The following is a 20,153-nucleotide window of genomic DNA, read 5'->3' as shown; positions in this document are numbered from 1 at the left end:
ATGGCCCTGACACCCGAATTCGAAACCTTCGCGCGCGCCTATGATGCGGGCGAAAACCAGGTTGTATATACGCGTCTGGCCGCCGATCTGGACACACCTGTTTCACTGATGCTCAAGCTGACGGGCGCGCAGAAAGATGCGTTCATGCTGGAATCGGTGACAGGCGGTGAGGTTCGTGGCCGCTATTCGATCATTGGCATGAAACCTGATCTGGTCTGGCGCTGTCACGGGGAAACCTCGGAACTGAATCGCTCGGCTCGGTTCGATGCCGACGCCTTTGTCGCGCAGGACGGAAATCCGATGGATAACCTGCGTGCCTTGCTGGCCGAAAGCCGTATTGAGCTGCCAGAAGACCTGCCTCAGGCTGCCGCCGGGCTATTTGGATATCTGGGCTATGACATGGTCCGGCTGGTCGAATACCTGCCGGACGTGAACCCCGACCCACTGGGTCTGCCCGATGCAATCATGCTGCGCCCGTCTGTCATCGCGGTGCTGGATGGGGTCAAGGGTGAGGTGACGGTGGTTTCACCCGCCTGGGCCAGCGACGGTCAATCGGCCAAGGCGGCCTATGCGCAGGCGGCTGAGCGTGTGATGGATGCGGTCCGCGATCTGGAACGCGCCATGCCCGCTGAAACCCGCGATCTGGGCGACGCGCGCGAGGTTGCCCCGCCGGTGTCGAACTTTACCAAGTCCGGCTATATGGAGGCGGTTGAAAAGGCCAAGGAATACATCCGCGCGGGTGACATCTTTCAGGTTGTCCCGGCACAGCGCTGGACGCAGGATTTCCCGCTGCCGCCTTTTGCTCTCTACCGGTCCTTGCGGCGCACGAATCCGTCACCTTTCATGTTCTATTTCAACTTCGGCGGTTTTCAGGTGGTGGGCGCAAGCCCCGAAATCCTGGTGCGTGTATTTGGCAACGAAGTCACCATTCGCCCCATCGCAGGCACGCGCCCGCGTGGCGCGACGCCCGAAGAAGACAAGGCGAACGAGCTGGATCTGCTGGCCGACAAGAAAGAACTGGCCGAACATCTGATGCTGCTGGATCTGGGTCGCAACGATACCGGTCGCGTGTCAAAGATCGGAACCGTGCGTCCGACCGAAGAGTTCATCATCGAACGCTACAGCCACGTGATGCACATCGTATCAAACGTGGTGGGCGAACTGGCTGAAGACAAAGACGCGTTGGACGCCTTCTTTGCGGGTATGCCCGCAGGAACGGTTTCAGGCGCGCCAAAAGTACGCGCGATGGAGATCATCGACGAGCTGGAGCCGGAAAAACGCGGCGTTTACGGCGGCGGCGTCGGCTATTTCAGCGCGGGCGGAGACATGGACATGTGTATTGCCCTGCGCACCGCCATCGTGAAAGATCAGAAACTCTATATCCAAGCCGGTGGTGGTGTTGTTTACGACAGCGACCCCGAAGCCGAGTTTATGGAGACCGTTCATAAATCCAACGCCATACGGCGCGCGGCGGCAGATGCTGCCCGGTTCACCGGGAACGGAAACGGCTGAAAATAACAGAGGCGGCCGATCAGATGATCACCGCCTCTTTTCGTTGCTTTTTGGCAGGTTACTGCACCTGTTTCATCATGACGGCCGAGATAGGAGCCATTGCCACGCGGTTGCCCCGATCTTCCAGCCCCCACAGCAACAGGGCTGAAATCGTCTCGGGACGCACGCGCCCCAGCATGACCACTGTCCCTTCCTGACCCGCACGGAACGCGGCCTGATCCAGGAACCTGCGCATGATTTTGGGATCCTGCCGTGCGCCGTCGATATCGCGAAAGACGATACTGGACGGAATTCCGTTTCGCACCGCCAGCTTCTGCACAGTGTTGAGCCCGTTGTCCTGCGTAATCAGCCCCCGGCCGGTTCCCGCAGCAATCGCGGCGACCTGATCAGCCAGTTTGCGATTGCCCTGAATCCCGCTGTTCACGCCTTCCAGAATACCAACCGTTTCCGGCAGGGTATCCAGCCACACCGACAGCGACACCTCGGCGTCCTGTGCGCTAGCGGCCTCGGGCAGATCCGCCAGGGCCAGCACCTCGAACCCGGCATTGCGATGACGGGCCATCTTTTCTGCCGCGTCAGGATCCGAAGGGTTCACGGCAAAGCTGATCGGATACGGAAAGTCCTGCAACGCCTCGGACCCGAATGAACCCTCGTCATCAATCAGAATGATGGACATCAGCGGCTTGGCTTCGGGGTTTTCGAACTTTGCCGCAAAACGCTCGATCGGCTTGGCCGATTTCGGCGGTTCAGCCGAGGCCTGTTCCACGACGGGCTCGTCATCACGTTCCGTTAGCGGAACGACGCGTTTCCCGATGATCGAGCTGGCACTTGCTTTCTGCTCACCCCCGATCTGGGGCAGCGCAGCGATGCGCGGCAGGTCGCGTGGCATGGTGTCTTCATCGCCTTCCACGGCAATCGGGCTGTTTTCAAAGGGGTTCTGTTCTTCGACCTCTGTCGACTCTGGCTTTGGTTCTGGCGCTGCCTGTGGCAGGGGGTCAGGCTCGGGCGCAAGCGCAGCCACCTCGGTGTTCTCGGGCTCTGCTGGCGGGGCCGGTGTTTCATCAATTACGGCAGGCAGCGCATCGTTTGGCTGAATCGCGGGAACCTGACTTGGCTCTGGCAGGGCGGCGGGTGCTTCGATCACGAATGACACTTCATTTGCACCTGCCGCTTCCGGTTGGTTCGGTGCGTCCGTTGCCGCGCCGACAACCGGCTGTGAATCGATTGACGTTTCCAGCCCCGACAGATCGGCCAGATCCTCGCTGGTGTCATCGGCGGCTTCTGGCGCACGCGGGGCAAGTTCCACCAGATCGGCGTCAGAACCGGCGTCTGCCACCTCAGTCGGAGCCTCGGGAGTTTCAGAAATCGTCGGCGCCGGTGCTTCGGTTGCAACAACCGGGGTATTCACCATCGGCGTCTTGAGCGACACAACCGCGCCCAAGATCAAAACAACGATCGCGCCCGCGACCATTCCTCCGAAAAATCCGCCCATTTTCCTGCCTTTCGCCTCTTTCCTCTGCCTCGTTCAGCTCTGCGCCATCTGGTGTGGCGCTCGGCCAATTGAACGCGTCAGAAACGGTATGTCCTCTTGACGCTGCCGCTCAAGCCTGAGCATGTATGTGCGGACATTATACCGTGGCCCGGGGCTGCATCGCCAGCCCGAAATGCCCAAGCGAAGATAAGTGCCCAAATGCTGCTGCTGATCGACAACTACGACTCGTTTACCTACAATTTGGTACATTATTTAGGCGAACTTGGTGCCGAAATGGTCATTCGCCGAAATGATGCGCTGGATGTGCAGGAAGCGATGGCCATGAACCCTGCCGGCATTCTGCTGAGCCCCGGCCCCTGCGACCCGGATCAGGCGGGGATTTGCCTGGCGCTGACCGAAGCCGCCGCAGAAACCAAAACACCTTTGTTGGGGGTTTGCCTGGGCCATCAGACCATAGGTCAGGTGTTTGGCGGCAAGGTGGTTCGATGCCACGAGATCGTTCATGGCAAGATGGGCACGGTGAAGCACACCGGCAAGGGCCTGTTTGCCGGGCTTCCCTCACCCTTTGAAGCAACGCGCTACCATTCGCTGGTGGTCGAGCGCGAGACCCTGCCCGATTGCCTTGAGATCACGGCCGAGCTGGACGACGGCACGATCATGGGATTGCAGCACAAGGAATTGCCGATCCACGGCGTGCAGTTCCATCCGGAATCCATCGCATCCGAGCACGGTCACGCCCTTCTCAAAAACTTCCTGCAAGAACTGAAAGTCCCGGCATGAGCGACGCGCTGAAACCGCTGATCGGAGCCGCTGCCGATCGTCCTTTGACACGTGCCGAGGCCGAAAAAGCCTTTGCCATACTGTTCGATGGCGAAGCGACGCCCAGCCAGATCGGCGGATTGCTGATGGCCATGCGGACACGCGGTGAGACGGTCGATGAATACGCCGCAGCAGCAGCCGTGATGCGTTCGAAATGCAATGCCGTAAACGCACCCGAGGGGGCGATGGATATCGTCGGCACCGGCGGCGACGGCAAAGGCACCCTGAACATCTCGACCGCGACCGCTTTTGTCGTGGCCGGTGCCGGAGTCACGGTCGCAAAACACGGCAATCGCAACCTGAGCTCCAAATCCGGCGCAGCGGACGCATTGGGCCAGATGGGTATCAACGTCATGGTTGGCCCGCAAGTTGTTGAAAGCGCGCTGAAAGACGTTGGAATTGGCTTCATGATGGCGCCAATGCACCACCCTGCTATCGCCCATGTGATGCCGTCCCGGCAAGAATTGGGAACGCGCACGATCTTCAATATTCTTGGGCCCCTGACCAACCCTGCCGGCGTCAAACGGCAATTGACCGGCGCCTTCAGCCGCGACCTGATCCGTCCGATGGCCGAAACGCTTGGCCTGCTGGGGTCAGACCGCGCGTGGTTGGTACACGGATCGGACGGGACGGACGAGCTTACGATTACCGGTATCAGCTGGGTCGCCGCCCTGGAAGACGGGATTGTGAAAGAGGTCGAACTGCACCCCGAAGACGCAGGTCTTCCGGTGCATCCGTTCGAGGACATCATCGGCGGCTCGCCCGAGGAAAACGCCGTTGCGTTCCGGGCTTTGCTGGAAGGTGCGCCGTCAGCGTATCGTGACGCGGTGTTGCTGAATTCGGCCGCTGCTCTGGTCGTCGCCGAAGCGGCAAATGATCTGCGCGAAGGCGTGGCCATGGCTGCTGAAAGCATCGACAGTGGCAATGCCAAAAACAAAATCACGGCCTTGGCCGCCAAGACACAGGAAGCCGCATGACCGAAACCGTTCTGGACAGAATCAAAGCCTACAAACTGGAAGAAGTCGCGGCAGACAAAGCGCAGAAATCCCTGGAAACACTGGAAGGTGAGGCCCGGGCCGCCTCGGAACCCCGTGGCTTTGCCAATGCGCTGCAACACGCCTCGCGGCAAGGCTATGGCCTGATCGCCGAGGTCAAGAAAGCCAGCCCGTCCAAGGGGCTGATCCGGCCGGATTTCGACCCGCCCGTTCTTGCAAAGGCTTACGAAGAGGGTGGCGCGACATGTTTGTCCGTCCTGACCGACACCCCTAGTTTTCAGGGTCAAAAAGAGTATCTGACGCAGGCGCGCGACGCGACATCCCTGCCCGCCTTGCGCAAGGATTTCTTGTACGACCCGTATCAGGTGGTCGAAGCGCGCGCCCTGGGGGCGGATTGTATTCTGATCATCATGGCCTCGGTCAGTGACGATCAGGCGGCTGAACTGGAAGACACCGCATTCGAATGGGGCATGGATGTTCTGATCGAAGTACACGACGAAGCAGAGCTTGAACGCGCGGCACAGCTGAAAAGCCCGTTGATCGGTATCAACAACCGCAATCTGAAGACATTCGAGACAACGCTCGACACGACGCGCCGCCTGTCCAAGCTGGTGCCCGCCGATCGCACCATCGTGTGCGAAAGCGGACTGGGCACGCCAGACGATCTGAAGGACATTGCACGTTATGGGGCCCGCTGCTTCTTGATCGGAGAAAGCCTGATGCGCCAGGACGATGTTGAAGCGGCAACGCGCCATATCCTGTCAAACCCGCTGATCCCCGGAGTGATGTGATGCCGCTGACCCATTTCGATGCCCAAGGTCAGGCACATATGGTCGATGTCTCGGACAAAGAGGTGACAGATCGCGTCGCCGTTGCCGAAAGTCACATCAGGATGGCGCCGGAAACCTTTGAAATCATTTCCGAAGGTCGCGCCAAGAAGGGCGATGTTCTGGGCGTTGCCCGTTTGGCCGGCATCATGGGCGCGAAGAAGACGCCGGACCTCATTCCGCTGTGTCATCCTTTGCCGGTGACCAAAGTGGCGGTCGAGCTGACTCTTGACCCGGACCTGCCGGGTGTTCGGATTCAGGCCACCGTCAAGACCTCGGGCCAGACCGGGGTTGAGATGGAAGCGCTGACCGCCGTATCGACAGCCGCGTTGACGGTATACGACATGACCAAGGCCGTCGATAAGGCGATGGAGATAGGCGGCATTCGCGTTCTGCTCAAAGATGGCGGTAAATCAGGGCGTTACGAGGCGAAATGATTACTGTCGAAGAGGCGCGCACCCTGCTGTTCGATCTTGTGGGGCCATTGTCGGCAGAAGAGGTTCCACTGGCCCAGTCCGCAGGGCGCGTTCTGTCGCGGGACGTCACGGCCACGCGGGACCAACCGCCTTTTGCCGCGTCTTCCATGGATGGCTATGCAGTCAAATCTGACGAGGTCGAACTGCACGCCATGTTCAAAGTCGTGGGCGAGTCAGCAGCCGGACGTCGTTTTGAGGGCATTGTAGGCCCCGGACAGGCCGTTCGCATCTATACCGGCGCTCCTGTGCCCGAGGGCGCGGATTTCGTTGTGATTCAAGAGGATACGGACCGCCGCGGTGATCTTCTGACGATCACGGACGCACCCGGCGCCAAAACGAACATCCGACCCGCTGGCGTGGATTTCAAGGCTGGCACGTCCATATCGGCCCCGCGTTTGATCCGCGCTGAAGATGTGGCCTTGATGGCCGCGATGAACATCCCTCGCGTCCCGGTTTCGCGCAAACCCGTTGTCGCCCTCATCTCGACCGGTGATGAATTGGTCATGCCCGGGGAAGAACCCGGCCCTGATCAGATCATCGCCTCGAACACATTTGGCCTCAAGGCAATGCTCGAAGGATTGGGGGCTGTGGTGCGCGTGCTTCCGATCGCGCGGGACACTGTTTCGTCGCTTGAAACGGCCTTTGGCCTTGCGCAGGGGGCGGATCTGGTCGTGACGATCGGCGGGGCGTCGGTTGGCGATTATGACCTCGTGTCGGACGTCTCGCAGGGGTTGGGGATGAAGCAATCCTTCTACAAGATCCGAATGCGCCCCGGAAAACCCCTGATGGCCGGTCGTATCGGCAACGCGGCGATGGTCGGGTTGCCGGGCAACCCGGTCAGCGCCATGGTCTGCGGCTATCTTTTTCTGGCCCCGATGGTGCGTCGGATGCTGGGGCTGGAACAGGTGCTGCCCCCCTTCCGCACGGCCCGGCTGAATGTCCCTTTGCCCGAGAATGGCCCGCGCGAGCATTATATGCGCGCCGTGGTGACGGATGCCGGTATCGAAGCTTGCGCAGATCAGGACAGTTCCCTTCTCAGCGTATTGGCTCGGTCCAACGCGCTGTTGGTCCGCGCCCCACACGATCCGGCGCGCGACATCGGGGAAATGGTCGAATACCTGCCGATCTGACCTGTCCTCAAATTCGTTGACACAAAACGTGAACATGCGTAGAACAAAAGAAAACGCATGAGCGACGAGGTGTGAGCGATGCTGACCAAGAAGCAATTGGATTTGCTGGAATTCATCCACAAACGCGTGCAGGCGGACGGTGTTCCGCCCAGTTTTGATGAAATGAAGGCTGCTCTTGACCTGCGGTCGAAATCCGGCATTCACCGGTTGATCACCGCATTGGAGGAACGCGGATTTATCCGCCGCCTTGCCCATCGCGCTCGGGCCATCGAGATCGTGAAATTGCCCGAAAGCCTTGGCGGCGAGCCGACGGCTGGCTTTACGCCACGCGTGATCGAAGGCGACCGGCCCAAGGGCCGCCGCCCCGCGAACGTGGAGCCTGTATCGGTGGACGCGCTGGAGCTGCCGGTCATGGGCCGGATCGCAGCCGGTGTTCCCATCGAAGCCATCAGCCATGTATCGCATCACGTGGCCGTTCCCGGCCCCATGGTTTCGGGACAGGGACAGCACTATGCGCTTGAGGTTCGCGGCGACTCGATGATCGACGCTGGCATCAATGACGGTGACGTGGTCGTCATCCGGGAAACCTCGACCGCGGATAACGGCGACATCGTGGTTGCCTTGGTCGAGGATCAGGAAGCGACCCTCAAACGGTACTTCCGCCGCGGCAATGCAATCGCGCTGGAGGCTGCAAACCCGGCTTATGAAACGCGCGTCCTGCCCGAAGAAAAGGTCAAGGTTCAAGGCCGGTTGGTCGGACTGATCCGCACCTATTGAACCTGCTTGGAATGACGGTCCCCGGCAGGTTTCGGGGACCAAAGCCGGTGGCCGGTCATGTCCGCGCTCGAGGTCAGCTTTCCGTTCGAAACCGACAGGCTGCCGGTTTCGTACAACCGCTCCGGATCGAACACCCCGCATGAACCTTGCAAGGCAAGCGCAACAGCCGAGATGATGATCTGGTTTTCCTGACACTCGTCAAACGCCCGCGCCGCCCTTTTTCCGGTGATATGGATGATCTCATAGTCCTTCAGCGGGTATCGTTGCACGATGTCGCTGTCCGGCCATCTGAGCGCCGCCTCGATCTGGCCAACACCGTCTCCGTCATTTTCAAGCCAGACACCGGCGACAAACCCGCTGCCTTTGCTTTTGCTGAGGGCCCGCCCTTTGTCGGTCATAACGCCCACCAGTCCGCCATTTTCAGCGATCAGAACATCCGGTCTGTGCCCCGAGTTCCACAGCAGAAATGCCAGGGCAACAGGCACTGCTCCGGCCCATCGCGCTTGTCCCTGCCACAAAGCCATCCACAAGGCGCCGAATGCGACCAGGGGCAGGATGTACCAAGGTGGGCTGACCACAAAACCCTGCGCGCCCTCAAGGTGCGACACCCAGTCGGAAACCGTAAGGATCCAATGCAGTGCCCACCCCATGACGGTCAGGGCAATTGCCTCCAGTCCAAGCGGGGCCAGAAGCGCCGCAACGACGGCAGAGGGCACGACAAAAAGGCCCATGACCGGAACGGAAAGCAGGTTGGCCAGCAGACCGTAATGGGACATCGTATTGAAATGCGCAGCACCTATGGGGGCTGTTGCAAGGCCTGCAATTGCCGATGACATCACCACGCCGACGACTGGTTTCAACCAGTTTGGGCCGGGCAACGGGCCCATCTCTCGCAACGCTCCGAAGACGGCGACCAAGGCTGTGGTTGCGGCGAACGACATTTGAAATCCGGGGCTCAGCAGCGACTCGGGCCGAAGGACCAGCACGATTACGGCGGCAACAGCGACCGCACGCAGCGAAATCGCGCGCCGGTCGATCAACACGGCCCCCAGCATGACGCTGACCATGACAAAGGCCCGTTCGGTCGCGACGTTACCCCCGGACAACAACAGATAAAGGGTTGCGGCACAAAGCGCGAGAACAGCAGCCACCTTGCGAACCGGAACTCGCAACGCAACAGGGGGGCACAACGACAGCCCCAACCGAAACGCCACGAACACGAACCCTGTCAGCAGCCCCATATGAAGCCCGGAAATGGCCAGCAGATGCGCCAGATTGGATGCCCGCAAGGAGGATAGCGTCTCCTGCCCCATCCCGCTGCGATCTCCGGTGGTGACAGCCGCGGCAAATCCACCGATTTCACCGGGCAGGATCTGCCTGACCCGCTGCGAAATGGCCATGCGGATCGCAGTGACCCGAATGCCGTCGATCCCCTCGGTCGCTGGTGCGATGGTCATAATCGCGACGCGAGTATAGCCGACCGCACCCAATCGTTGAAACCAGGCATGGCGGCGAAAGTCGAAACCTCCGGGCTCGACCGGCCCCTGCGGCGGCGAAAGATGACCCGTGGTCATAACACGCTGCCCCGGTGCGATTGCGCCCGTTGGAACATGAACGGAAAGACGGATGCGCTGCGGCCTGCGCTCCTGAGGTACATCCCCTATGCGTACCTGATCAAGCGTCAACCGCAACGCATCCGAGGCAGACCGATCCATGGCGACGACCCTCCCCTCGACAGGGCCATAATATCGCCACGACAGAACCGGTTCTGCCACCATGTGGGCGCGAACGCCTGCCAGAATGAAACCGGCAGCGATCAGCGCCCCCCCGATTGCCAACGTTCCCACCCCCGGTGGCAGCCGGCGGCGCAAGGCGACAAGAGCGATCCCAAGACAGATAAGACCGGCATATACTGGCCAATTCGGCTCGACGCGGACGCCGAAATAAAGACCAATCCCCGTCGCCAGCAAAACCGGCGTCCAAGGGAAAAGGTACCCTGTCTGGTGCAGCAGCGCGGCCTCGACCCGTGCAAGAACACGCATGGTTGCCCCCGTCCTTCGGGCTCGTTAGACAGGCTTCAATCTATGCCAGATACGGTTACCAAAAGGTTAATCCTCACCATGACTGAACAGGTCGTCACTCGTTTTGCCCCCTCGCCCACCGGTTTCCTGCATATCGGCGGCGCGCGCACTGCATTGTTCAATTGGCTGTATGCGCGTGGTCGGGGCGGCAAATTCCTGCTGCGGATCGAAGACACCGATCGCGAACGTTCGACACCCGAAGCGACCGCCGCGATCCTTCAGGGCATGGCCTGGCTTGGCCTTGATCACGACGGTGATGTGATCAGCCAGTTCGAAGGGGCCGCCCGTCACGCCGAAGTCGCGCATCAGTTGCTGGCCGAGGGCAAAGCATACAAGTGTTTCTCGACCCAGGAAGAAATCGCGGCTTTCCGGGACCAGGCGCGCAGCGAAGGGAAATCAACCCTGTTCCGCAGCCCATGGCGTGACACCGATCCCTCGACATATCCGGACGCACCTTTTGCCATACGCATCAAGGCGCCTCAGGACGGGGTGACCGTGATCCACGATCAGGTTCAGGGCGATGTGAGCATTCGCAATGACCAGTTGGACGACATGATTCTTCTGCGCTCGGACGGAACACCCGTCTACATGCTGGCAGTCGTTGTCGACGATCACGACATGGGTGTCACCCATGTCATCCGCGGCGACGATCACCTCAACAACGCCGCACGGCAAATGATGATCTACGAAGCCATGGGCTGGGACGTTCCGGTCTGGGCGCATATCCCGCTGATTCACGGGCCGGATGGCAAGAAGCTGTCCAAGCGCCATGGTGCACTTGGGGCGCAGGAGTATCAGGCCATGGGCTATCCTGCCGCTGGAATGCGCAACTATCTGGCCCGGCTGGGCTGGAGTCATGGCGACGATGAGTTTTTCACGGACGCGCAAGCAAAAGATTGGTTCGATCTGGATGGGATCGGCAAAAGCCCTGCACGGTTCGATCTGAAAAAGCTTGAAAACCTGTGTGGGCAGCATATCGCAATCTCGGACGATGCTGCACTGCGGCAAGAGATCGAAGCATATCTGACCGCGGCAGACCTTTCGCCCCTTACGGAAACACAATCCAGTGATCTGGAACGTGCGATGTATTGCCTCAAGGACCGGGCGCGCACCTTCCCGGAACTGCTTGAAAAGGCTCATTTTGCGCTGACAAGCCGCCCGATCGTTCCGGATGAAAAGGCGGCAAAGGCACTGGCAACTGTATCCGATGGTATACTGACGGAATTGACGCCGCATCTGCAAAATGCTAGCTGGTCGCGGAACGAACTGGAGGAGTCACTGAATTCCTTTGCCGAGTCAAAGGGGCTCAAGTTCGGCAAGCTGGCCGGTCCGCTGAGGGCCGCCCTGGCGGGTCGGGCCGTTACGCCTTCGGTTTTTGACATGATGCTTGTGCTGGGACGGGAAGAAACCCTGGCGCGGCTTTCTGAAGCAGCGAAATAACCCAAGCTTCATAAACGGGTAACGCTGCTCCGCTAACACCCGGACTGCGCGTCCACGCGCAGTCATTGCCCGTATCACCGGAGGTATCTCTGGCGTGCGCATGAATGAAGAAGGGACAACCATGACCGAAAGCAACAAAACAGCCACTCTGACCGTTCACGGCAAAGAGTATGAGTTGCCTGTTCATTCTCCGACCGCTGGTCCGGATGTCATTGATATCCGCAAGCTTTATGGTCAGGCCGGCGTCTTCACCTACGATCCGGGTTTCACCTCGACCGCCAGCTGCGACAGCACCATCACCTATATCGACGGTGAAAAAGGCGAACTGCTGCACCGCGGCTATCCGATCGACCAACTGGCCGAGAAATCGCATTTCCTCGAAGTCTGCTATTTGCTGCTCTACGGAGAACTGCCGGCGGCAAAGGATCTTGAGAAGTTCGAGACCACGATCACACGCCACACCATGCTGCACGAGCAGATGCAGTATTTCTATCGCGGTTTCCGCCGTGACGCGCACCCGATGGCCATCATGGTCGGCGTTGTCGGCGCGATGTCGGCCTTCTATCACGATTCAACGGATATCGCCGACCCGCAGCAGCGTGAAATCGCATCGCATCGTCTAATCGCCAAGATGCCGACAATTGCTGCGTGGGCCTATAAGTACCACACCGGTCAGCCTTTCGTGTATCCGCGCAACGATCTGGACTATGCGTCGAACTTCCTGCGCATGTGCTTCAGCGTTCCTGCCGAGGAATATGAGGTCAACCCGATCCTCAGCCGCGCGATGGACCGCATCTTTACGCTGCACGCAGACCACGAACAGAATGCCTCGACATCGACCGTGCGTCTGGCGTCGTCTTCGGGTGCAAACCCGTTTGCCTGCATCGCCGCTGGCATCGCCTGCCTTTGGGGTCCGGCCCATGGCGGCGCAAATCAGGCCTGCCTGGAAATGCTGGAAGAGATCGGCACTGTTGATCGCATTCCCGAATTCATCGCCCGCGCCAAAGACAAGAACGATCCGTTCCGCCTGATGGGCTTTGGTCACCGCGTTTACAAGAATTTCGATCCGCGCGCCAAAGTAATGAAGCAATCGGCAGACGAAGTTCTTGACCTGCTGGGCGTTGAAGACAACCCGAAATTGCAGGTTGCCAAGGAACTGGAACGCGAAGCGCTGGAAGACCCGTATTTCGCCGAGAAAAAGCTGTTCCCGAATGTCGACTTCTACTCGGGCATCATCCTCGAAGCGATGGGTTTCCCGACTTCGATGTTCACGCCGATCTTCGCTCTGTCACGCACTGTTGGCTGGGTCAGCCAGTGGAAAGAAATGATCGCCGATCCGCAAAACAAGATCGGCCGCCCGCGTCAGCTGTACCTGGGCGAAACGCTGCGCGATTACGTGGATATCGAAAATCGCTGATACGCGCCTTGCGGCAATCTGTTTCGAAGGCCCCGGTACTGCCGGGGTCTTTTTTGTTTGGGCGGAAGCAATGAGAGCGCGAAGACCCGGTGTTTTCCCGCGCAAGACAGCAACGGACAAGCCGGGACGCATGACCTCAGAACAGGCTCAGCTGATCTCCGGGCTGCGGCGGCACCGCAAACAAGTCGCAGCGCAACGGGGCCGATTTTATGGACAGCCCCAGACGCTTGCAGGATTTCATAAACCTTTGAGCGATGATCCCGGCATACTCACCCTCGCCCCGCATTCTGCGCCCCCAACGCGGATCATAATCCCGTCCCCCATGCATTTCCCGCAGTTTGGACATGACCTTTTCCGCCCGCGAAGCCTCATGATCGGCAAGCCAGCCCTGCCAAAGCTTCGATACTTCGCGCGGCAGCCGCAACATGATCCAGCTTGCGGCATCCGCACCGGCCTCTTTCCCGGCTTCCAGAAGGTTTTCCAGTTCATGATCCGTCAGCCCCGGCACGATGGGTGACGTCATCACACGCACCGGAACGCCCGCTTCCGTCAGCGCTCGGATCACACGCAACCGCCGAAGGGGCGACGGTGCCCGTGGTTCCATCCGCCGGGACAAATCCGCATCCAACGTGGTCAGCGAAATACCAACCCGCACCAGCCCCCGGCCTGCCATGTCGGCAAGCAACTCCAGATCCCGCTCTATCAAAGCACCCTTGGTGACGATTGCGACCGGGTGATTGAACTCATTCAAAACCTCAAGGCATGACTTTGTAATCATGTGCTTTTTCTCAATCGGCTGATACGGATCCGTATTCGTACCAATTGCAATCGGCGCAACTTTGTAGGATCTGGCGGACAATTCCTTGCGCAAAACACGTCCTATGTTGGGTCGAGCGATCAGGCGGGTTTCGAAATCCAATCCTGCCGATAGCCCCAGATACGCGTGGCTGGGCCGCGCAAAACAGTAAACGCAGCCATGTTCACATCCCCGGTACGGGTTGATCGAACGATCGAAGGGCAAATCAGGGGATCGGTTGTACGTAATAGCGCTGCGTGCAACCTCTTCTCGTGTCTCGGTACGCAGCGGCGGCAATTCTTCCTCAATGTCCCACCCGTCCTCGGTGGCGGTGGTGGCAAAACGTTCAAACCGACCAGCTTCGTTCGTCGTTGTTCCTCTTGCCTTGATCGTCCGAGCGATATTCATGTCAGTGTGTTCTTCTTTTGTTCACCTGCGAACATAGGCCTGTCACCAATTTGGCGCAAGCCCCGCCAAATCACCGACGGATTGAAGCGAGATGAAATCTCCGCAGGATGATCTTGCAGACTTTTCTATCGAGCCCCCCCATTTTTTGTCCTATAGGTCGGTCCCGAAACGACCGACGTCGCAATCGTCACAGTCAGAATGCGACGTTTTGGCCAAAACGGAAAAAAATGCCACCACGGGCCGATGGCCCGCCCAGCACAGGGAACACCCCATGTCCGACGAAGAAGACATCGTCCTGTCCGAATTGAATGACGACGAACTGGTCGAGCAGATGTTCGACGATCTCTATGACGGCCTGAAGGAAGAGATCGAAGAAGCCACCAATATCCTGCTGGAACGCGGATGGACACCTTATGACATCCTGACCAAGGCTCTGGTTGGCGGCATGACCATCGTGGGCCATGACTTCCGCGACGGCATCCTGTTCGTCCCCGAAGTTCTGCTGGCCGCAAACGCCATGAAGGGCGGCATGTCCATTCTCAAGCCGCTGCTGGCCGAAACCGGTGCACCGCGCGTCGGCAAGATGGTCATCGGCACCGTGAAGGGCGACATCCACGACATCGGCAAGAACCTTGTTTCGATGATGATGGAAGGCGCTGGCTTCGAAGTTGTCGATCTGGGCATCAACAACCCGGTCGAAAACTATCTGGAAGCGCTGGAAAACGAACAACCCGACATTCTGGGCATGTCGGCCCTGCTGACCACTACGATGCCTTACATGAAAGTGGTCATCGACACGATGGTCGAACAGGGCGTCCGCGACGATTACATCGTTCTGGTCGGCGGCGCGCCCCTGAATGAAGAGTTCGGCAAGGCCATCGGCGCGGATGCCTATTGCCGCGACGCAGCTGTTGCAGTGGAAACCGCCAAGGAATTCGTGGGCCGCAAGCACAATCAACTGGCTGGCTAAGACCCGGAAAATACTGATTGAAAGGCCGTCCGATCCGGGCGGCCTTTTCGATTCCGAAGCACTTTGCCACCGGAAGATCCGGATTATCCAATTTTAAACCAAAGCAGGTCTAAAAGAACGAGGCATCCACATCCCAAGGGGGGGTCTCGTGCCGACTACGTTTACGGCCATCTCGCTCGGCAAGCTTGCCGATATCGACAGTTTCGAAGGCAACAACACAGCTGAAAACGCTTCGGCGCTTGTAGGGAAAACCTTTGGCGGGTCCGACGATCCGCTGGCTCATAACAGCGTCACTTGGAGCCCGGTCGGCAATCCGGGTACGGTCTATAACATGAACAACATGTCGGCCAATGATCGGTTTTCGATCGATGGCGGGCCGCCTCAGACATTCGATGGCACTTCGGTCTACAATGCCACGATCACCTATTTAGACGGATCAACTGCCAGGATTACCGCAGTTGTGGCGCAGGATGTGGATGGCAACACCTATCTGATGCCGGAATTCTCGGACAATTCGGACCAATCGGCCTTGGAGGCTGGCCCTGTCCGCTCGATCACGCTCAACAGCCTTGCCGGAAACCGGTATTCAGGCCTGACATCCCGCCGTGAAGATTGGGATCTGGTGCCCTGCTTTACCCCCGGAACGATGATCCGCACCAAGCAAGGCGCGCGGCCGATTGATACCCTGTCCGTCGGTGACCGTATCGAAACCCATGATCATGGGCTGCAACCCCTACGTTGGATGGGGCGGCGAACCGTCAAGGCAACGGGTCCGCATGCGCCAATTCTCTTCAAAGCGGGCGCCGTCGGAAACACGCGTGACCTTCTGGTGTCACAACAGCACCGCATGCTGATTGGGGATTGGCGTCTCGAACTGCACACCGGACATAGCGAAGCCCTGGCGCCTGCCAAACATCTCGTGAACGGGTCCAACATCATACTGCGGCCCGGAGGGTTGGTGACCTACATCCACTTGCTGTTCGACCGGCACGAGCTGCTCTGGGCCGAAGACTGCCTGAGCGAGAGCTTTCATCCCGGCGCGCAAATCTGGGACAGTCTCGGTTCCGCCGAACGGCAAGAAATCCTGTCGCTGTTACCGGAACTGTCGTTGAATGGTGTCGCCGCGTACGGCCCGCTGGCCAGGCCCCTGTTGACCGCGTTCGAAGCGCATGCGTCGGCAGCCTGACATGAGATGTCGGATCGGGGCTTGCCCAATGGCCGCAATCAGCCTCCTATGGAAACAGCCCCGGAGGATGCCACCTGATGTCAAACGAATCCCTGCCAGATGATGCAAGCCTGACCACGAAGGGCTATGACGATGCAGGCAAGGGAAGCATCCTGTTGATTGCCTGCGGCGCTCTTGCGCGCGAAATACTGGACATCAAAACACGAAATGGCTGGGATCACATGGCTCTGACCTGCCTGCCGGCAATCCTGCACGTTCACCCGGAACGGATCACCCAGGCTGTGGAAGACGCCGTGGCCAAGCATCAGGCCAATTATGACAAGATCTACATCGTTTACGCCGATTGCGGGACCGGAGGTCTGCTTCAGGCCGCCTGCGAAAAGCTTGGGGTCGAAATGGTGAAGGGGCCCCATTGCTATTCCTTCTTCGAAGGAAATCAGGCCTTTCAGGACCACGGAGAAGACGAAACAACCGCTTTTTATCTGACAGATTTCCTGGCCCGGCAATTCGACGCCTTTGTCTGGAAACCACTGGGCCTGGACCGCCACCCGGAACTGCGTGACATGTATTTCGGCAACTACACCAAACTTGTCTATCAGGCTCAGATCGACAACCCAGAACTGACGGAACGCGCGCGCGAATGCGCAGATCGAATGGGCCTTGAATTTGAACGCCGGTTCACCGGTTACGGCGATTTGGAAAACACACTGTCAGATTGGGCAAACCGCCCAAGTTGAGGTCAGGCGTTTTCCTGTGCGACCTGCCGGATGCGTTCGATCATCGACCGCAAGCCGTTTGAGCGCTGAGCGGACAGGTGGTCGTTCAGCCCAAGGCGTGCCAGTTCCGCCCCCGCATCGACCTTGGGAACTTCGGCCACGGGCAAACCGTTGTACAAGGACCGAAGAACAGCGATCAGGCCACGCACGATCAGTGCATCGCTGTCACCATCGAACTTGAAGACGCCGGATTCAATCATCGGATGCAGCCAGACCTGACTGGCGCATCCATGCACTTTTGTCGCCGGAACCTTGAATGCGTCGTCCAAAGGATCCATCGCCTTGCCCTGCTCGATGACATGGCGATACCGGTCTTCCCAATCCTCGAGAAACTCGAAATCCTCGACAATCTCTTCAAAGGCGGGCGTGGCCATGATGCGGTGATCCTTTGGTTGCATTCACAATTGTGACCTAAGCCGGTGACCGGCCACTGTCCAGCCCCCGCGGTGGCTTTTCAACGCGAAGAAATTGCGCTAACCCATTGCCTGAACTCGTGTGAAAGTCTGTGGGTCCATGCAAAAATCTCTGTCCGTTCTTATCATCGCCACGCTGACCCTGACTGCATGCAGCAGTTGGCGTGACTCTCGGGTGAACCCGTCAAACTGGTTCGGATCCAGCAGATCTGTCGAAGCCGAAACACCGCCCGACCCAAATGCCGCCGACGCACTGGTTCCGAAGCAAGGCGGAGGAACCGGCCTGTTTTCCCGCCCCGATGCCGAAGACACCAGCATTCCAATTGGTCGGATCGACGAATTGCGCATCGACCCGACCCCCTCTGGCGCGATCATCTATGCGTCTGGCACGGCTGTCCGGCAGGGGGCATTCAACGCGCGTCTGGTTCCTGTTGACAAGGAAGAAAACCAGAAAAACGGAACTTTGGAATTTGTGTTCCGCGTGACCTACCCCAGCTATGAGACGCCGCAAGGGTCGGAACGTACTCGGATGGTATCGGACGCCATCAATATCTCGAAACAGGAACTGGAAGGTATTCGGCTGGTCCGCGTGGTCGGACAACAGAACGCATTGGAATCACGGCGCCGGTAAGCGCCGTTACAGGGACACGACCTTGACCGACTGCCCTTTGGCCGCCAGGGCAATCTTTCCTTCGCACAGCTTGAGAGCATCCTCGCCAAAGACCTCGAACCGCCATCCCGACAAGGCTGGAACATCCCGCTCGCCGGCTGCAATCTGATCCAGGTCCGAGCTTGTGGCGATCAATTTCGCCGCAACACCTGAACTTTCGGTTTTTGACTTCAGCAGAACCCTCAGCAGGTCAGCCAGCGCCGGATTGACCTTGAGCTTGTCGCGCGAGGTGTCGACATTCGGCAATTTGTCGGGCGGGCAATTCACGCCACGCTTGACCGCTGCCAGAATACCTTCGGCGATCGCCCCTTTGCGGGCTTCGCGCAGCAACAGGCGGGACCCGCCCAAATCCGAATGTGTCTTGGGTTTCGTCGATGCCAACTCGATCAGCGCGTCGTCTTTGAATACGCGGTTCCGGGGCACGTTGTTTTCCTGCGCATAGGATTCGCGAAACTGCGCCAATTCGCGCACAACGGCCAGAAACTTGGCCGAGTTCGTGCGCGTCTTTACCCGCTTCCATGCGTCTTCTGGGCGGATGTCATATGTGGCAGGCTGTGTCAGCGTCCGCAATTCTTCGGCAACCCAGTGGCTGCGCTGCGTCTTTTCAAGTTCTGCGGCCAGACGCTCATAGATGCCGCGCAAATGGGTCACATCTGCAAGAGCATAGTTTTTTTGAGCATCGGTCAGCGGGCGCCGGGACCAGTCGGTGAACCGAGAGGTCTTGTCGACACCCTGCTTGCAGATTTTCCGAACCAGAGTTTCATAGCCAACCTGTTCGCCAAAGCCACAAACCATCGCTGCGACCTGAGTGTCGAACAGCGGCTTGGGAAACACGCCGGCTTCGACCCAGAAGATCTCAAGGTCCTGGCGGGCGGCATGGAACACCTTGACCACGCTTTCATTCCGGAAAAGATCGTAAAGCGGGTCAAGCGACAGGCCATCGGCAAGCGGATCGACCAGAACCGCGCCGTCTTCATCTTCGGACGGGACAGCCAATTGCACCAGGCACAGCTTGGAGTAATACGTCCGCTCGCGCAGGAATTCGGTGTCGACCGTGATGTAGGGATAGCCTTCGGCGGCCTTGCAGAATTCGGCCAGCTCTTGCGTCGTCGTCAGGGTTTTCATGCGCCGTACTAGTATCGCTCTTGTTTTTGTGCCTGCCCGTTTTTGTCCTCGTCCCGAGCGTTGTCGACGACCATAGGCCGATTATTGCACGGGTGTAAATCACCCACAGAGCGTTCACGGCAACAGGACGGGCGACCTGTTGCCTTCAGCAAAGCGCCGCAGCACTTCGGGGTAGAGTTTGTGCTCCCACACCAGCACCCGCGCAGCCAGCGATTCCGGGGTATCATCGGCTTGGATCGGTACCCGTGCCTGGCCCAGAATCGGGCCATCATCCAGTGCCGCCGTCACCTCATGCACCGAGCAGCCGTGTTCGGAATCTCCGGCTTGAATCGCGCGGGCATGGGTGTTTAACCCTTTGTATTTAGGCAATAATGAAGGGTGGATATTCAGCATCCGCCCTTGAAACCGGGAAACGAAATCCGCTGTCAGAACCCGCATGAAGCCAGCCAGGCAGACAATGTCGGGTTGCGCCTCTTGCAGGGGCTTCAAAAGCTCGGCTTCAAAGGCGCTGCGGTCCCCTTTGAAGGGGCGATGATCAACCACTGCGGTCGGAATGCCACGGTCCGCAGCTTTTTTCAGCCCGCCTGCCTGCGCATCATTGGACAGCACCAAACAGGGTCGCGCCGGATGATCTTTGGTCATGCTGTCAACCAGCGACACCATGTTCGACCCGCCCCCGGAGATCAGGATCGCGACGCGCTTCTGGCTCACAGCAGTTTGCCCGAATAGGCAACGCCGGGCGTTTCCGTGACGGTACCGATCCGAGCGACGGTTTCACCGGCATCCGCCAGCAGGGCCGACAGCTCATCCGCCTTGTCCGCGGCGCACACGACAATTAGGCCG

General features: G+C 59.1%; 20 protein-coding genes. 13 read left to right on the top strand and 7 right to left on the bottom strand.

What is annotated here, in order from left to right:
- On the top strand, positions 1-1,512 hold the full coding sequence (gene trpE / locus AC2FNN_RS04720) for an anthranilate synthase component I (protein WP_496756947.1): 1,512 nt from the start codon (positions 1-3) through the stop codon (positions 1,510-1,512).
- 58 nt (positions 1,513-1,570) lie between these two features.
- On the opposite strand, the gene AC2FNN_RS04715 is transcribed toward trpE, so the two are convergent.
- Positions 1,571-3,004, bottom strand: coding sequence for a divergent polysaccharide deacetylase family protein (locus AC2FNN_RS04715; RefSeq protein WP_496756945.1), 1,434 nt, complete (start codon positions 3,002-3,004; stop codon positions 1,571-1,573).
- Between the two features lie 198 nt (positions 3,005-3,202).
- Here AC2FNN_RS04715 and AC2FNN_RS04710 point away from each other — a divergent pair, with 198 nt between their 5' ends.
- The 6 genes from AC2FNN_RS04710 to lexA all read left to right on the top strand — a co-directional run bounded on the left by AC2FNN_RS04710 (position 3,203) and on the right by lexA (position 8,028).
- Positions 3,203-3,784, top strand: coding sequence for an anthranilate synthase component II (locus tag AC2FNN_RS04710; protein WP_152458094.1), 582 nt, complete (start codon positions 3,203-3,205; stop codon positions 3,782-3,784).
- Positions 3,781-4,800: an anthranilate phosphoribosyltransferase gene (gene trpD, locus AC2FNN_RS04705; RefSeq protein ID WP_496756944.1), complete on the top strand. Its 1,020-nt coding sequence runs from the start codon at positions 3,781-3,783 to the stop codon at positions 4,798-4,800. Before AC2FNN_RS04710 ends, trpD begins: the two co-directional genes overlap by 4 nt.
- Positions 4,797-5,609 carry an indole-3-glycerol phosphate synthase TrpC gene (trpC, locus tag AC2FNN_RS04700; protein ID WP_496756942.1) on the top strand — a complete coding sequence of 271 codons (813 nt, stop codon included), beginning with the start codon at positions 4,797-4,799 and terminating at the stop codon, positions 5,607-5,609. The genes trpD and trpC overlap by 4 nt, the downstream gene beginning before the upstream one ends.
- Positions 5,609-6,082, top strand: a complete 474-nt coding sequence (moaC, locus tag AC2FNN_RS04695) for a cyclic pyranopterin monophosphate synthase MoaC (RefSeq protein WP_496756940.1) — start codon at positions 5,609-5,611, stop codon at positions 6,080-6,082. Before trpC ends, moaC begins: the two co-directional genes overlap by 1 nt.
- Entirely contained in the window at positions 6,079-7,251 is a 1,173-nt protein-coding gene (locus AC2FNN_RS04690) for a molybdopterin molybdotransferase MoeA (protein ID WP_496756938.1), read from the top strand. The genes moaC and AC2FNN_RS04690 overlap by 4 nt, the downstream gene beginning before the upstream one ends.
- A 78-nt stretch (positions 7,252-7,329) precedes the next feature.
- Positions 7,330-8,028: a transcriptional repressor LexA gene (lexA, locus tag AC2FNN_RS04685; RefSeq protein WP_496756937.1), complete on the top strand. Its 699-nt coding sequence runs from the start codon at positions 7,330-7,332 to the stop codon at positions 8,026-8,028.
- On the opposite strand, the gene AC2FNN_RS04680 is transcribed toward lexA, so the two are convergent.
- A complete protein-coding gene (locus tag AC2FNN_RS04680; protein WP_496756935.1) occupies positions 8,022-10,070 on the bottom strand; it encodes a ComEC/Rec2 family competence protein in 2,049 nt (682 codons plus the stop codon). The two genes, lexA and AC2FNN_RS04680, sit on opposite strands and share 7 nt — an antisense overlap.
- A gap of 78 nt (positions 10,071-10,148) precedes the next feature.
- Between AC2FNN_RS04680 and gltX the strand changes: the two genes are divergently transcribed.
- Together gltX and gltA are read left to right on the top strand one after the other, a co-directional pair.
- Positions 10,149-11,549 carry a glutamate--tRNA ligase gene (gltX, locus tag AC2FNN_RS04675; protein ID WP_496756933.1) on the top strand — a complete coding sequence of 467 codons (1,401 nt, stop codon included), beginning with the start codon at positions 10,149-10,151 and terminating at the stop codon, positions 11,547-11,549.
- 121 nt (positions 11,550-11,670) lie between these two features.
- Positions 11,671-12,966, top strand: coding sequence for a citrate synthase (gene gltA, locus AC2FNN_RS04670; RefSeq protein WP_496756932.1), 1,296 nt, complete (start codon positions 11,671-11,673; stop codon positions 12,964-12,966).
- A 136-nt stretch (positions 12,967-13,102) separates the two neighbouring features.
- Here the strand turns inward: gltA and AC2FNN_RS04665 are convergent, their stop codons facing one another.
- The gene (locus tag AC2FNN_RS04665; RefSeq protein WP_496756931.1) at positions 13,103-14,170 is read right to left on the bottom strand and encodes a PA0069 family radical SAM protein; all 1,068 of its coding nucleotides are present in this window, start codon (positions 14,168-14,170) and stop codon (positions 13,103-13,105) included.
- A 271-nt stretch (positions 14,171-14,441) separates the two neighbouring features.
- Between AC2FNN_RS04665 and AC2FNN_RS04660 the strand changes: the two genes are divergently transcribed.
- The 3 genes from AC2FNN_RS04660 (at position 14,442) to AC2FNN_RS04650 (ending at position 17,063) form a co-directional block, all read left to right on the top strand.
- Entirely contained in the window at positions 14,442-15,140 is a 699-nt protein-coding gene (locus AC2FNN_RS04660) for a corrinoid protein (protein WP_171632198.1), read from the top strand.
- A gap of 148 nt (positions 15,141-15,288) precedes the next feature.
- A complete protein-coding gene (locus AC2FNN_RS04655; protein WP_496756930.1) occupies positions 15,289-16,326 on the top strand; it encodes a Hint domain-containing protein in 1,038 nt (345 codons plus the stop codon).
- Positions 16,327-16,403: 77 nt separating this feature from the next.
- Complete coding sequence (locus tag AC2FNN_RS04650) at positions 16,404-17,063, top strand: DUF1638 domain-containing protein (RefSeq protein WP_496756928.1); 660 nt, start codon at positions 16,404-16,406, stop codon at positions 17,061-17,063.
- A gap of 2 nt (positions 17,064-17,065) precedes the next feature.
- On the opposite strand, the gene AC2FNN_RS04645 is transcribed toward AC2FNN_RS04650, so the two are convergent.
- Positions 17,066-17,476 carry a SufE family protein gene (locus AC2FNN_RS04645; protein ID WP_496756927.1) on the bottom strand — a complete coding sequence of 137 codons (411 nt, stop codon included), beginning with the start codon at positions 17,474-17,476 and terminating at the stop codon, positions 17,066-17,068.
- A gap of 139 nt (positions 17,477-17,615) precedes the next feature.
- Here AC2FNN_RS04645 and AC2FNN_RS04640 point away from each other — a divergent pair, with 139 nt between their 5' ends.
- On the top strand, positions 17,616-18,146 hold the full coding sequence (locus AC2FNN_RS04640; protein WP_496756925.1) for a hypothetical protein: 531 nt from the start codon (positions 17,616-17,618) through the stop codon (positions 18,144-18,146).
- A 6-nt stretch (positions 18,147-18,152) separates the two neighbouring features.
- Here the strand turns inward: AC2FNN_RS04640 and rnd are convergent, their stop codons facing one another.
- The 3 genes from rnd to AC2FNN_RS04625 form a co-directional block, all read right to left on the bottom strand.
- Complete coding sequence (gene rnd / locus AC2FNN_RS04635) at positions 18,153-19,310, bottom strand: ribonuclease D (protein WP_496756924.1); 1,158 nt, start codon at positions 19,308-19,310, stop codon at positions 18,153-18,155.
- Positions 19,311-19,424: 114 nt separating this feature from the next.
- Positions 19,425-20,021, bottom strand: coding sequence for a phosphoribosylglycinamide formyltransferase (gene purN / locus AC2FNN_RS04630; RefSeq protein WP_171614120.1), 597 nt, complete (start codon positions 20,019-20,021; stop codon positions 19,425-19,427).
- Positions 20,018-20,153: AIR synthase-related protein (locus AC2FNN_RS04625; RefSeq protein WP_496757010.1), on the bottom strand; the 136-nt coding region annotated here is incomplete at its 5' end. The genes AC2FNN_RS04625 and purN, both read right to left, overlap by 4 nt.

Source organism: Ruegeria sp. BHSA118 (assembly GCF_059613405.1).
The sequence above is the reverse complement of the archived record's forward strand: the minus strand, read 5'-3'. Positions and strand labels throughout refer to the sequence as shown.